Source organism: Ferruginibacter albus (assembly GCF_020042285.1).
GTDB classification, from domain to species: domain Bacteria; phylum Bacteroidota; class Bacteroidia; order Chitinophagales; family Chitinophagaceae; genus Ferruginibacter; species Ferruginibacter albus.
Map to the genome: position 1 here is coordinate 1,567,732 of NZ_CP083388.1, position 13,472 is coordinate 1,581,203.

The 13,472-nt window shown below is 35.4% G+C and carries 13 protein-coding genes; 7 read left to right on the forward strand and 6 right to left on the reverse strand.

Going from position 1 to position 13,472, the window contains the following annotated elements:
* Nucleotides 1-29 precede the first annotated feature (29 nt).
* The 6 genes from K9M53_RS06990 (at nucleotide 30) to K9M53_RS07015 (ending at nucleotide 7,005) form a co-directional block, all read left to right on the forward strand.
* The gene (locus K9M53_RS06990) at nucleotides 30-2,123 is read left to right on the forward strand and encodes a carboxy terminal-processing peptidase (RefSeq protein WP_224018912.1); all 2,094 of its coding nucleotides are present in this window, start codon (nucleotides 30-32) and stop codon (nucleotides 2,121-2,123) included.
* Nucleotides 2,124-2,155: 32 nt separating this feature from the next.
* The gene (locus K9M53_RS06995; RefSeq protein WP_224018913.1) at nucleotides 2,156-3,184 is read left to right on the forward strand and encodes an LIC11966 family surface protein; all 1,029 of its coding nucleotides are present in this window, start codon (nucleotides 2,156-2,158) and stop codon (nucleotides 3,182-3,184) included.
* A gap of 116 nt (nucleotides 3,185-3,300) precedes the next feature.
* Nucleotides 3,301-3,957: a protein-L-isoaspartate(D-aspartate) O-methyltransferase gene (locus K9M53_RS07000; RefSeq protein WP_224018914.1), complete on the forward strand. Its 657-nt coding sequence runs from the start codon at nucleotides 3,301-3,303 to the stop codon at nucleotides 3,955-3,957.
* Between the two features lie 39 nt (nucleotides 3,958-3,996).
* Entirely contained in the window at nucleotides 3,997-4,299 is a 303-nt protein-coding gene (locus K9M53_RS07005; RefSeq protein ID WP_224018915.1) for a hypothetical protein, read from the forward strand.
* Nucleotides 4,300-5,079: a queuosine precursor transporter gene (locus K9M53_RS07010; RefSeq protein ID WP_224018916.1), complete on the forward strand. Its 780-nt coding sequence runs from the start codon at nucleotides 4,300-4,302 to the stop codon at nucleotides 5,077-5,079.
* A 60-nt stretch (nucleotides 5,080-5,139) separates the two neighbouring features.
* Nucleotides 5,140-7,005 carry a BamA/TamA family outer membrane protein gene (locus K9M53_RS07015; protein WP_224018917.1) on the forward strand — a complete coding sequence of 622 codons (1,866 nt, stop codon included), beginning with the start codon at nucleotides 5,140-5,142 and terminating at the stop codon, nucleotides 7,003-7,005.
* A 194-nt stretch (nucleotides 7,006-7,199) separates the two neighbouring features.
* On the opposite strand, the gene K9M53_RS07020 is transcribed toward K9M53_RS07015, so the two are convergent.
* The 6 genes from K9M53_RS07020 to K9M53_RS07040 form a co-directional block, all read right to left on the reverse strand.
* Nucleotides 7,200-7,841, reverse strand: coding sequence for a hypothetical protein (locus K9M53_RS07020; protein ID WP_224018918.1), 642 nt, complete (start codon nucleotides 7,839-7,841; stop codon nucleotides 7,200-7,202).
* 257 nt (nucleotides 7,842-8,098) lie between these two features.
* A complete protein-coding gene (locus tag K9M53_RS07025) occupies nucleotides 8,099-9,676 on the reverse strand; it encodes a T9SS type A sorting domain-containing protein (protein WP_224018919.1) in 1,578 nt (525 codons plus the stop codon).
* A 923-nt stretch (nucleotides 9,677-10,599) separates the two neighbouring features.
* Nucleotides 10,600-11,034 carry a hypothetical protein gene (locus tag K9M53_RS07030; protein WP_224018920.1) on the reverse strand — a complete coding sequence of 145 codons (435 nt, stop codon included), beginning with the start codon at nucleotides 11,032-11,034 and terminating at the stop codon, nucleotides 10,600-10,602.
* Between the two features lie 24 nt (nucleotides 11,035-11,058).
* Complete coding sequence (locus tag K9M53_RS16205) at nucleotides 11,059-11,409, reverse strand: DUF6804 family protein (RefSeq protein WP_390687646.1); 351 nt, start codon at nucleotides 11,407-11,409, stop codon at nucleotides 11,059-11,061.
* On the reverse strand, nucleotides 11,357-11,512 hold the full coding sequence (locus tag K9M53_RS07035; protein WP_224018921.1) for a hypothetical protein: 156 nt from the start codon (nucleotides 11,510-11,512) through the stop codon (nucleotides 11,357-11,359). The genes K9M53_RS16205 and K9M53_RS07035 overlap by 53 nt, the downstream gene beginning before the upstream one ends.
* 522 nt (nucleotides 11,513-12,034) lie before the next feature.
* Complete coding sequence (locus tag K9M53_RS07040) at nucleotides 12,035-12,979, reverse strand: IS1595 family transposase (protein ID WP_224018922.1); 945 nt, start codon at nucleotides 12,977-12,979, stop codon at nucleotides 12,035-12,037.
* A gap of 106 nt (nucleotides 12,980-13,085) precedes the next feature.
* Here K9M53_RS07040 and K9M53_RS07045 point away from each other — a divergent pair, with 106 nt between their 5' ends.
* Nucleotides 13,086-13,292 (forward strand): hypothetical protein, encoded by a 207-nt coding sequence (locus K9M53_RS07045; protein ID WP_224018923.1) that lies wholly within the window; start codon nucleotides 13,086-13,088, stop codon nucleotides 13,290-13,292.
* Nucleotides 13,293-13,472 lie beyond the last annotated feature (180 nt).

The following is a 13,472-nucleotide window of genomic DNA, read 5'->3' on the forward strand; positions in this document are numbered from 1 at the left end:
TCGATGTGGCTTAATTTTTTATATCCCTTATGAGAAAGATCGTTTATTCCTTATTGGGAATCTTATTTACCATTAACCTGACTGCTCAAACATTCCATTCAAATGATTTGAGACAGAAATGTTTTGTACTGCGGCGATTTCTAGAGATGAATCATTATCAACCTGTTCAATGGAACGATTCCACTTCTTCCCGGTTATTTGATCATTGGCTGCAAACCTTAGACGAAGCGAAACTATATTTTCTCCAATCAGATATTAAAGAGCTAAGTGCTTATCGATACAAATTAGATGATGAGCTGGCAGGAAAGGAGTGGGGCTTTTTTGATAAATCTATCAGCATTTGCCGCAAACGGTTACAACAAAGTGATAGCATCAGTAATGCCTTGCTGGCAAAACCGTTTGATTTTACAAAGCCTGATGTGTTGCATGTTCCTTTTGCAAGCTATCCTTCATCTATACAGGAAATAATGCAGCGCAGGCAACAAGTATACAAGTGGGATATCTTGTACGATATCCTGGAAGATGAGGAAGACAGCACACATCCTTTCACTATAAAGCCGCCTGTCAATTTTAATGAGCTTCAACAAAAGGAGTTGGAAAGCCTGCGTAAATCACATGCTGCCAATGTGCAGGATAAATTAGAACCTTCTCCGTATTTTGAAAATAACCTGGCAGATGATTACTTAGATGCGATTGCATGGTGTTATGATCCGCATACCAACTACATGAACTTTTCAAAGAAAAAAGAATTTGAAACAGAGTTGAGCGGCTTTGAATATTCTGCAGGTATAGATATTGATAAAAATGATAAAAGTCATTGGGAGATCACAAGATTGGTTCCCGGAGGCGCTGCATGGAGAAGCGGAGAACTGCATCAGGGTGATATTCTGCTAAAAATAAAATCGGGTGACCATCCGGAAAAGAGTCTGGATGAAATGAATGATAAGGATGTGATCGCTTTATTGGAAGGAACGAGTGATGACAAACTGCTGATCACTGTTAAAACAAAAGACGGTAAGCAAAAAACAATAGCGCTTACAAAAGAAAAGATTGAAGATGATGAAAGCATTGTGCAAAGTTTTGTAATAGGAGATAAAACAAAGATCGGCTACATCAGCCTGCCTGATTTTTATACAGACCCTGATAACGAACAGACGGACAAGGCAGATGGATGTGCGAATGATATAGCAAAAGAAATTATCAAACTAAAGAAAGATTCTATCTGTGGATTGATACTGGATCTGCGCTATAACGGTGGTGGTTCTGTTTGGGAAGCAGTGCAGTTGGCTGGTATCTTTATTGATATTGGTCCGATCTGTTCGATGAAAGATAAAACGGGTAAAACTTTTTTTATGAAGGATCCTAATCGTGGTACTATTTATAACGACCCTTTGGTAATACTGATAAACAGCGAAAGTGCTTCTGCATCTGAATTAACAAGCGCTGCTTTGCAGGATTATCACCGGGCATTGATCGTAGGAAATACATCTTATGGAAAAGGAACGGCACAGATAGTAATACCCATGGATACTACCGGTAAGCTAACGGAAAGGGATAATCCAACTGATTTTGTAAAAGTTACCGATAGAAAATATTATCGCATAGATGGAAACACTGCTCAATGGAAGGGCGTAACGCCGGACATTGTTCTCCCTGATTTTTCCATTCCAGATAAGTATAAAGAGAAAGGTCAGCTTACAGCATTGCTGCCTGATAACAATAAAGCAGGTATCTATCAGCCATGGCCTACTATTCCTGTAGCGCAATTGCAGGCTTCCAGTACAGCAAGAGTAAATAAAGACCTTTATTTTTCGCTGGTTAAAAAATTGCAGAACCTTTATATAACAAAAAGCAGCGGAGAAGAAAACATTCCTTTGCAATGGGCCAGCTATTTTGCCTATAACGAAAAAGAAGAAGAAGGAACAAAAGAATGGGATAAAAAGAAAGACAGTGCTGCATCGCCTTTGAAAGTGTCCAATAATCAATTTGATGTGGAGCGCATAAAATTAAAAAGCGAAACAGCACAAAAAGTAAACAACAGTTATATTGATAGGATAGCAGATGATGACTATATCCGGGAATCGTACAATATTATTACTGACTGGATAACCATTAAAAAATGATCATTTCTAAACCCCCTTATAAAAAATCTAGCATGAAAAAGATAATCTTATTCATTTTATTAATTACAGCAAAAGTAATTGTATTTGCCCAGGATGATTTTTCAACTCCCGGTGCTTACCTGGATTATATCGGCAAGCAGCAGGATAATATTTCTAAAAAATACCTGGCATACAGCAGCGCAGCATCGCATGGTAAAAGAGCAAAGAAGGTAGAGAACCTTCGGGACAAATTACTGGATGAAGTGCAGGAGTCAAGAATGAATATCAGCGGAATGCTCGGTTATAAAGGAGATAAAGAATACAGGGATTCTTCTGTTTCTTTTATGAAGCTGTATTATAATGTACTAAATGATGATTATGCAAAGATCATTAACCTGGAAGATGTGGCGGAACAATCGTATGATGAAATGGAAGCGTATTTAATGGTAGAAGAACTAATTGATAAAAAGCTGGATGACGCCAATAGTAATATCAGGGATGCGCAAAAAAAATTCGCAGATAAATATCATATTAACCTGGTGGCTGCAACAGATGATATTTCTGAAAAGATGAGGCAGACAGGTAAAGTAAATAAATATTATAAACCTGTTTATCTTACCTTTTTTAAAAGCTATAAAGAAGAAGAATATGTTTGGGATGCTATTGATAAAAAGAATGTAACGGCTATTGAACAAAATAAAAATGCCTTGATACAATATGCACAGGAAGGTTTAAAAAGTTTGGACACTATTAAAGCATTTGAAGGCGATAATTCACTGGTAATCGCCTGTAAAAGCTTGTTGAAATTTTATATTTCTGAAACAGATAAGCTATCGGTTGTTTCAGATTATTTATTGGTGCAGGAGCGATTTAATAAAATGAAAGCGGATTATGATGCAAAATCAGACCATAGTAAAGATGATGTGAACAATTATAATAAAGGCGTAAAGGAGATCAATGATGCCAGCAACAAATACAATCAAACCAGCAGCCAGATATATCAAGGAAGGAAAGAGTTGATCGATAATTGGAATAATGCTGTTAAATCATTTTTTGATGATCACATGCCAAAGTATAAATAGTTTATTTGTATAATAGTTGTTAGTATTGCACGGGTTATTAGATCCGTGCATTTTTATTTAGTTCACTGATAAATTATCCATTCTCTTCCATCTATTTTTTTAACTTGCAACGGTATATGAAGAAATTTGAAGACACCTATCGCCATAAGGGATTACGTAAAAAACTGGTGGACGCTTTACGTACCAAGGGAATTACAGACGAACGGGCATTGGAAGCGATCAATAACATACCCCGCCACTTTTTTTTAGACAGCGCTTTTGATGAAATTGCATATGAAGACAGGGCTTTTCCCATTTCTGAAGGTCAAACTATTTCACAGCCTTATACGGTAGCGTATCAAACTCAATTATTGCAGGTAAAACCTTTTGATAAAATTTTGGAGATCGGTACAGGAAGTATTTACCAGTCATCCGTATTGGCAGAAATGGGAGCAACGGTTTATACGATCGAAAGACAAAAAAAATTATTCGATCAATCAAAGAATTTTATTTTTAAAGCCAGGTATCCATCTATAAAATTTTTCTTTGGAGATGGATTTGAAGGGTTACCAACATTTGCGCCGTTTGATAAAGTAATCATCACAGCAGCGGCACCGCTTATTCCACCAAAATTAGTTGAGCAGTTAAAAACTGGTGGAGCAATGGTGATACCGGTAGACGAAGGAGAGCATCAACGCATGTTGCGATTGACCAAAAATGCAGATGGATCCTGTTCAGAAGAAGCGTTTGAGAATTTTTCATTTGTACCGATGCTTTCGGGAAAGAATGGATAACATACGCTTCGGGCAATTATTAAAACTTCAATTTTATACATGCGCTTTTTTTCCAGGCTTACAGTTATTTGCTATTGTAGTTTTATACTGGCGATCATACTTCGCATAGTAGAATTTAACCATCAGCAGAAAGGAGATTTTAGCGGAGTATTAAAACTGCAGCCGGTAGAAGCCACTTTTGTAATATTAGGATACCTGGTTGCCCTGGTGGTGGGATTTTGTTATTTTCTCGTATGTTTATATTACTTAATTTCAGGTAAGTTTAAGTTGCTTCCCAAAAGGTTAGCAATTTTTAATATGGTAATGTTTGTGATACAAATTGTTTATTTCAGCTTTTTTTAAATGATACATAATATTCTTAAAGATAAACCTACAAAACTGTTTTTAGGCTTTACAGCTTTTTTTGTTGCCAATGCTCTAATAGCGGAATGTATTGGAACCAAGATATTTTCATTGGAAAAGTTGTTTGGCATTTCTCCTTTTCATTTTTCGTTGTTTGGTCAAAAGGATCTTTCTGTTAACCTTACCTGCGGTGTTTTATTATGGCCATTGGAATTTGTGATGACTGATATCGTAAATGAATATTACGGTCCAAAAGCTGTAAGAAGAATATCTTATACCGCAGTTATCCTGATCTCGTACGCATTTTTAATGTTTTACCTGGCTATGGAAATACCACCGGCGGATTTTTGGATAACCACTAAAATTCCCCAGGTTGCAAATATGAATACGGCATTTGGCGCTATTTTCGGGCAGGGCATGTGGATAATATTAGGAAGCCTTGTCGCCTTTTTAGTAAGCCAGATCGTTGACGTTACTATATTTCATAAAATAAAAAATATTACCGGCGACAAAAAAGTATGGCTTCGTGCAACAGGCTCCACATTAGTTTCGCAACTGGTGGATAGTTATATCGTCTTATTTATTGCGTTTAAGCTGGGTGGTAACTGGACATGGCAGATGGTTATTGCTGTTGGAACAGTGAATTATATTTACAAAGCATTGGTTGCACTTATACTTACACCTGTTATTTATTTTGTTGAAGGCAGGATAGAAAAGTATGTAGGGCACGATGTTGCCCATAAAATGAAACTGGCAGCCATGGGAAAAGAAAGTGAATAGAGTGTATATTGTAAGCGAACGATAGCTATAACTAACAACCTAAAATTGTTTACTGCTTTTATGAAGATGAAGTGCAAGGTTTTACTAACTACCTTTTTGAGTGTACTACTTTTTTTACCGCAATTGGTAAATGCTCAGCAACCCACCACCGCCGACCAGGATAAAGACACTTTCTTTTTAGCTAAAAAAAGGGGATTAATAGGAGAGTTGGGTAGAAGTATGGCAGTTGGAAATCCCGTTAATACAGAGCCGGTTAAAATTGCCAACCCGTTTCAGCCATTTGCAGGCAGGATCATTAAATCAATTCAAATTGTTCGGTTGGGATTTGACAGGAATATTAATGATACCGAGATCATCCGACATAGTTTTGGGTTAAGAATTGCGAAAAAATTTCATAAGAATACGGTTCAGCAGGTTATTAAAAACAACCTTTTATTTAAAACAGGACAAACCTTATTTCCTAACCTGATGGCGGATAACGAACGTTTGTTACGGGAACAGATATATATCCAGGATGCCCGTATCCTGGTGAAATTTGTGCCGGGTAGTATTGATTCGGTAGATGTTATTGTGTTAACTAAAGATGTATTTTCTATTGGCGGCATCCTGGATATAGGCAGCACCAATAAATTTACATTTGGATTAAGTGAAGATAATTTAAATGGACGCGGTACACGACTTGCGGGCAGCTCTATGTTCGATAAATCAAGAGAGCCCAAATTTGGCTATGGGGCAGAGTTTGTTAATCGCAATATGAAAGGCTCTTTTATTGACTGGACCCTTGGCTTTAAAACCTATGAACCTGCATATGTTGTAGGAAGGAATGAAGAGACGCATATTTATACCACTTTCTCCAAGCCATTGGTTACACCTTATATTCCATGGACAGGAGCGTTGACGCTTTCTTTTAATAAGGATAATAATTTATACAATACTCCTCATTACGACAGTGTATCCAAATACCAGTATTACAATATAGATGGCTGGTTTGGATATAATTTCGGCGCTACCACATTGCTTCGCAAAAACCGTGATATCCGTTTGAGAAAGCTTTTAGCGGTAAGGGTGCTTCACATGCATTTTAATAATGTTCCATTGATGTTTGGTCCGCCGGATGGTACTCAGGTGTTCAATTATTATAAATACGTAAATGTTACCGGAGCTTTAGGCGCTTTCAATGTATTCAAACAGGACTTTTACAGAACCAATTTTATTTATGGTTTTGGAAGGAACGAAGACGTTCCCCAAGGCTTTAATGCTGCTTTAACCGGGGGATGGACCAATCAAAACGGTAGAGAACGTCCTTATTTTGGATTGGATGGAGAATTGAGTTTATTCTCCAGGAAAGCTTACTATAACGATATAACCGTAAGGATTGGCGGTTACCGCTATCAAAACAAGTTTGAAGATTTCAATATATTATTGAACCTCTATCATTTCACCAAGCTTAAAAAGATAAACCCCAACTGGTACCGACGTTATTTTTTAACTGCCAGTGTTACCAAACAGATCAAACCTACTTCATTAACACAGGCATTGTTTCTTCAAAGCGGCCCGTTTGGGCTGCCTTATGTAGGCGGGCCTTTGCAAACCGGCGATTTCAGGGCTACTTTAAAACCTGAAGCCGTATTTTTTAATCTAAAAAAATTCCTCGGCTTCCGTTTTGCGCCTTTTTTATTCGGCAATGCAACCATGCTAACGCCTACGGGTATGCCTGTTGATAAGAGCGTCTTATATTCTGCATGGGGTGGTGGCGTTCGCACCCGTAACGAAAACCTTGTTTTCGGAACGATGGAATTGCGGGGATATTATATTCCCAGGACCTTACCCGGCGTTAAAGGCTGGCGGGTAGAAGTAAGTACCAACCTGCAGTTTAAATTCAATAGCACGTTTGTAAAACAACCGGATTTTATTATTCCGAATTAGGGATACAGAATTAATTATTAATATTAATGTAAACGCTGATATTCCCTTTTTATATAGCTACCATCATTTTATCTAATGAAATCAATAGTATTTATCCTCACCTCATGTCGTAATCATAAATCCCGTCATCCCATTTCTTCAACAGATTCGGCGATCCTTAAATAAAATACTCGCAACGGATTCAATAAAGACTTTTAATAGGATACAATCAAAGGAGGAGTATAATATGTATCCCCATTTCCTCCGTATTCTATAAATGTAGCCAAATACTTTTTTTCTCCTTTCATGTTGTTATCTGTCACTGTTATTTTAAATGTAGGAGAAGTAATTGTCACCGGAGAAAAGCTGGAATTTAATGGAGAGTTTGCACATCCTGAATTTGGGAAAATGGATACATAGTACTGCCCGTTAAAATTGGCATCATTACATCTTTTTATTTCAAAAGTTATCTTCTTAGTAGCGGTATCTATGCTAACTATACGACCTGTAATACGACCTGTGTAAAGACCACAATTGGGAGAACTTGTATAATCACTATTGGCACATCCGGTATAAATTCCTATATCTGGAGTTACCGTTAATTTATGTGGACCTATATTCAACTTATACCCGGTAATAACCGTCACTTTTTTACCATTGGCAATTATGGATTTGCATTCGGCAATTGTATTAATTGATATATCATAATTCAAAATGACATTGGTTGTATCGGTGGGGACTTTATTATTACTCCAAGCCGAAGCATCATCCCAGTTACCTGATCTTGTATTTGTTATTTGGGAAAATAAAGAATTAGAAAAAGTTAATACGAAGAAAACTAATATCCAAGGTCTCATGTGTGTGTTATGGCATTAAATTATTTAATAATGCAATATAGTAGTTTGAAAATAAATAACAGGTCCCTTCTTACCCATTTTTTTTATAACAATTCCTTCATTCCATCAGATAGTAGAGAGATATACCTTTGCTTCCTCTCTCTTTATACGACGTTATCGTACAAGCAATCGAAAGGAGCTGATTTTCTTCAGCTCCTTTCGATTTTTTAAAAAAGAGCGGTATTAACCGCCCTTAGTCCCTAAACTTGAGTCATAAGTTACTTTATAACTGTTACTTTTTCTGTTTGAATTACATTAGCGTTATCATAAATAACCACTAAGTAAGTTCCGTTGCTTAATGTATTATTGACTGTTAGATCAATAGTTCCATTAAAAGCTGTTTTTGCAATAACAGAACTGTTATTAATATCTCTTACTTCAATATATTTTGATGAAGCAGTAAAGTTTTTAATTGGCTCTACATGGATACGCCCATTTGCCGGATTAGGAGATACACTGAACAGTTTATTAGAAGATGAAGAGTTGTTTGTTATCATTAATTCAACCAAGGAACGCAAATCACTTACTTGCTTTTTGAAATCAGAAACTTCACTTTCTAATGAATCTACTTTTGTTTGTAAATCATCATCACCAACAGCTGGACGAGATAATGTTGCGTTTCCTATCCATAAGTCACCATTCGCATCGATAAGTAATGGGTTAATGTAATTAGTAGGAGAATTTGTAGGTAAACCCTGTAATCTTACAGTACCATTAACATGTAATGTAGCTGCTGGCGAAGCTGTACCAATACCTACATAACTATTTGTATTGTCGAAAGTGATATTGCTACAACTTAAATTTCCTCCCGCTGAAGAAGTGTAAGGTATTTTACCTACTGTAGAGCATGAACTTGTAATTCCAGTTGCTGCCGGAGGTGTAGTCCAACTTAAAGTAGATGAACCATTGGTAGTTAATACTTGCCCGCTTGTACCGTCTGCGCTTGGTAGAGTATAAGTAACATTTGTCGTTGGGCTTGCTGGAGAGACAAACCCTACATAACCTGAACTAGAAGTGCTGCTTAATCGCAATGCTCCTTTAACATCTAATTTGCTACCAGGAGTAGAGGTGCCTATTCCGATTAACCCTGCGCTAGCACTAGTCATATTATTACCATAGATAACATTTTGAATAGATAAAGAATTACTTGCACTGTTAGTTGTAGGCATATATACTTGGGCCGCATATCCAATAGCTACGTTATTAGTATTACTACCGCTATAAACTTGGTTAAGCGCATTGGCTCCAATAGCTACGCTATTAGTTGAATTTCCAGGTCCTGCACCTGAACCAATGGCTGTATTAAATGATCCATTTTGGTTAAGTAGACAACGATAACCCACAGCGGTATTATCGGTACTACTTAATGCATTTGACATTGAACCAGAGCCTACTCCAGTGTTTCTATTACCACTTTCAATTGAACCTAGGCTACCATATCCTATAGCAGTATTATCATCACTTGTGAGTTGATTTGTTTTATTCACCGAGTTTAACGCGCTTCCTCCAAATGCAGCATTATTATTCCCAACGATATTAAAATAAATAGCTCCACTACCAACTCCTGTATTGTTAATACCAGTGGTATTATTATACAGAGGTGGTTGACCAGCACCGATTCCCAAATTGCTTAAAGCGGCTCCCCCGCCTTTTCCTATATAAATAGAATTAGGGTTGCTTGTTCCCTGTACATAAATAGCACCTGGGATATGATTATCATTAATCGTTCCAAGAGGTACCGATGTAGAATATTGAATCAATGTTTGAGCATTACTAATGTTTCTAATAGACATCATAATAAACAAGCCAATAAATAATTTTAATGTTCTCATTTTGTAAGTTTTAATTTTTAATAATTTTTATTCGGGAAGAAGGATTTCTGGAATGGATTGAAATCAGCAATAGTCAAAAAAGTAGAAAGAGAAAAAGCGTAGCGATAGGGTAACCTTTTTCATACAGCAAGTTTAGGGGTTCGCTAATGTAAACAAAATCCTAATATGTTGTATATTATGACAACGTGAATTTTACATTGATTTAATGTTTATAATAATAAAATTGATAATTAAGCACTTCCAATTTAATTTCAAATAACCCTCAAAGAGGGTGGCTGATCCTCTGCAAATCCTTTTAGCAAAATCCTGGATATTATGTAAAATAGGAAAAAATGTCATGTTCGGTTATTACCTTTGTTTGATGGGGTAGGGTGGTCCCAATCCCAACAATTTTAGAAAGGGCTTGTGGGAAGTAGTGAACATATCACAAAATAATCTCATCGAATTACCTTAGTTTTTGCAGTAAAAACCATTAAAAAAGAAAGAAAATTTAAACTAATATTTTTACCTTATATTTTTATATTAATTGTTTTATAATCAGATTTTTATAGTGATTTAATTCAATTTAATTTTAAAAATATAGGCTATATTTTATTTTAAATTATTAATTTAAAGCAGTCGATAATTTAAATTAAAATTTAGTAATTTAATGCATTGATTTTTAATTAATTATGTTAATTATATGTAATTAAATTTCGTTTAGTGTGGAATATATATACTAAAAATATCTGTTCGCCCAATTTTTAAAAAATCAGTATGTATTTAAAATCAAAATGATGGCTATTGAATGGGTAATATTCATTCAGATAGTTCAGAAAATGAACTCACAAATAATTTAGGAAAAGAAAATAGTGACGAAAAGGCAGAATTGGGAAAATGCAAATTTATCAATGCAAGCAAGAGAATATTTTTAAAATTTCGTGATATAACCAAATTATTCCTTTCATCCCATAGTATAGACCCGCAATCAAAGCACCTGCTGCAACTACGTGATTCAAAAGATTCGTTCTTGCTATAGAGGTTCTATTTTTTTTATCCTGTAATACATATCCTCCTTGCTGAGTAAAAACCTCGCCATCGAAATTTGATTTATAATAATTTAAATGAACATTTTCATATTCTTTCACATTTTGTACATCTAAATGTTTATCTGCAACCAATTTATCTAATATTTTAGTGAAAGAATATAACTCAATATTATACTTAGTCTTTTCTAAAAATAGCTTATGTAATTCAGAAGCGTGTCCACTTCTTTTAATTACTTTATCAGTCATAAATGACAATACAATATCCAATTTTTCAAGAGGAGATAAATTTTCCATATACGAGCTAAGATAAATAATAGATTATCTTTTGTCAATAGCTCTAGTATTATAAGTTGCCACGATCTGCCCAATCATATAAACAGCCACAACTCCATCTATAATATTCCATGCGAATCTATTAAAATGAACTGGGAATATGGGATTAAATAGAACAGCCAAAAGAAGGTAAATAGTGCTCCAAAGACTATTGATTTTATAGAAAGAAGCCATAATTAAGAAAAGAATAAAACAACTTATTCTTACAAAAGTGTAATAGCCGTATTGCATTCTAAATAGGCACAATATCAATATTATAGAAATAATACCTGCTATTAAATTCTTACTTGTCTTGATAGTATTCTCTGTCATCTCCGTAAAATGGGTTTGATACATGATGTGCTTTGCTGGTAAGTCCTGCTAACATAGCAGAAAGAATGAGTGCTCCGATAAGAAGAGGCAGGAATTTACGCCATGCCCATTGAATTAGTGCTTCCATAATTGAAGGTTTAGTTTATGATAAAATCTTGTTGTTCCCACAGAATAGGTTTAACGCAATACGATCGTTAATAAGGTTTTGGGGAAAAGGGAGTAACTCAGAGATATTTACAGAGGGATTCGGTAATCAAGCTGAAAAAAGCCCTAAAAGTGATTGTTTGTACTTGCAAGTCCCGAACAAGGAAGGTAAAAAAAATAAGCGTGGGACTTAAGCCACGCTGTATATAGAAGGTTCTGGTATAAACCCAACGGTACAGACGAGTAAGCCCACGCTATGGCGTAGGCGTTCAAGCCTGCATGCTGTTCCGTTTTAAAAATTTACCAGATTTTCTATAAACAGTATGCGCTAAACGCTACTAAGATTTTAACGTGGTAAAGATAGAAAAAAATGTTATTCAGTTAAAGGGACTATTTTGCCTTCTTCTTTTTAGGCTTTTTAATGAGGGGAATATTCGTAAGGCTATGAACCAAGTCTCCGAACTTGACGGGTTGAATTTCTATGAGTTTAGTATTTTTTATGTTTTTAGGTTTGTCCATAAACCAGTTTGTTATAAGTTAACGGAACACTAATTCGTTCCATTAATAATGCAAATCTACTACCTTCTTTTTCTTTTCTTGTATTGAATCTGAAAGTTTGTTCATCGCAGTAGCGTTGAAGGTGCTTAGCACTCAGTTTATAATACGTCCCTCTTATCATGTTCTTAAAATGTGTCCAAAAGTTTTCAATGTTATTGGTAGAATATCCACGAGGACTTTTATATTGATAAAGATGATGCTTTGCAACTTCTCTTTTATACCTTTCTTTTAGTTTTTTGACATCAAAATAATTATCGGTTACCCATCTGCTTCCTTCCTTTATTGAATCTGTTATAATCGGAATTATTGAGTCCCCAAGTGTATTTGGAATAACAGCAGTCTTTACACTGCCATTTTTTTCCATCATACCAAGCACCGGAACTTTATCAGGCGAATCTCTTGTCGTTCGATGGGAGTAAAGCACCTTTTTATCATAGTGTCTGTTTTTGTTCTTTCCACCCACGAACGTTTCGTCGCTTGAAACTGTACCTTCTAATTTAACGCCATCCTGCTTTAGTAGTTCTCTTATCTTATGACCAAGTAACCATGCTGATTTTTGAGTTATCTCTAAGTCTCTTGCCAACTGACAGCTACTAATGCCTCTTTTATGAGAACTGATAAGAAACAAAGCCAACATAAACTTTGGTAATGGAAGTTTAGTACTGGAGAATATCGTTCCAGTTGTAGTATAGAAATATTCCTTACAATTACCACACTTGAACTTATTGCCAAGTTTAAAACGATAAATCTTATCGTGCCCACAATATAAACATCGTATATGTCCTTTCCATCTCCACCATTCTATATACTCTAAGCAGGTCTCTCGGTCTTTAAAATGTCTGGTAAAGTCAATGATATTATTGAACTCATTAGGTGTTTTAATCTCAAACATTAGGTTGAAAATCTTTTAAGGTTAAAGCGGGATAAGATTTTCAATAATGGAAGTTCGCTATTGCAATTTTAATAGGGTATGCATATATTAGCTTAAAAAACTAATTATGAGAAACGATGAAAAATTATTCTATTTAGCCACAACAAGCACTGGACAGGTTTTATTGAATAAAAGACAAATAGAATCGGCGTTCAATAAAAGTGCTAATGAAACCGAAATAACTATGATTTCAGGAAAAGTATTTGTAGTTAATGTTCAGTATGGTGATTTGATGTTTCAGCTTGGGGAGGTTCCACATACGAATTATCAGTAAGCATACTTTCGGTATTTCTTAATATACCTAACGCTGATGTATAGTTTAGTCCATTCAACTCTCTTAGGATATTAAGAGAAATTTTATTTACTTCTTCGACAAACAGCTCAGAGCCATCTTTTTTTAGTAAAGGCATATTACTTTAATACAACCTTATATAGTCATCCAAATAAACTGTCA

Excerpts from the sequence above, each read along its gene's own strand:
- K9M53_RS06990 (WP_224018912.1), top strand. The coding sequence starts at position 30 with ATGAGAAAGATCGTTTATTCCTTATTGGGAATCTTATTTACCATTAAC.
- K9M53_RS06995 (WP_224018913.1), top strand. The coding sequence starts at position 2,156 with ATGAAAAAGATAATCTTATTCATTTTATTAATTACAGCAAAAGTAATT.
- K9M53_RS07000 (WP_224018914.1), top strand. The coding sequence starts at position 3,301 with ATGAAGAAATTTGAAGACACCTATCGCCATAAGGGATTACGTAAAAAA.
- K9M53_RS07005 (WP_224018915.1), top strand. The coding sequence starts at position 3,997 with ATGCGCTTTTTTTCCAGGCTTACAGTTATTTGCTATTGTAGTTTTATA.
- K9M53_RS07010 (WP_224018916.1), top strand. The coding sequence starts at position 4,300 with ATGATACATAATATTCTTAAAGATAAACCTACAAAACTGTTTTTAGGC.
- K9M53_RS07015 (WP_224018917.1), top strand. The coding sequence starts at position 5,140 with ATGAAGATGAAGTGCAAGGTTTTACTAACTACCTTTTTGAGTGTACTA.
- K9M53_RS07020 (WP_224018918.1), bottom strand. The coding sequence starts at position 7,841 with ATGAGACCTTGGATATTAGTTTTCTTCGTATTAACTTTTTCTAATTCT.
- K9M53_RS07025 (WP_224018919.1), bottom strand. The coding sequence starts at position 9,676 with ATGATGTCTATTAGAAACATTAGTAATGCTCAAACATTGATTCAATAT.
- K9M53_RS07030 (WP_224018920.1), bottom strand. The coding sequence starts at position 11,034 with ATGGAAAATTTATCTCCTCTTGAAAAATTGGATATTGTATTGTCATTT.
- K9M53_RS16205 (WP_390687646.1), bottom strand. The coding sequence starts at position 11,409 with ATGTATCAAACCCATTTTACGGAGATGACAGAGAATACTATCAAGACA.
- K9M53_RS07035 (WP_224018921.1), bottom strand. The coding sequence starts at position 11,512 with ATGGAAGCACTAATTCAATGGGCATGGCGTAAATTCCTGCCTCTTCTT.
- K9M53_RS07040 (WP_224018922.1), bottom strand. The coding sequence starts at position 12,979 with ATGTTTGAGATTAAAACACCTAATGAGTTCAATAATATCATTGACTTT.
- K9M53_RS07045 (WP_224018923.1), top strand. The coding sequence starts at position 13,086 with ATGAGAAACGATGAAAAATTATTCTATTTAGCCACAACAAGCACTGGA.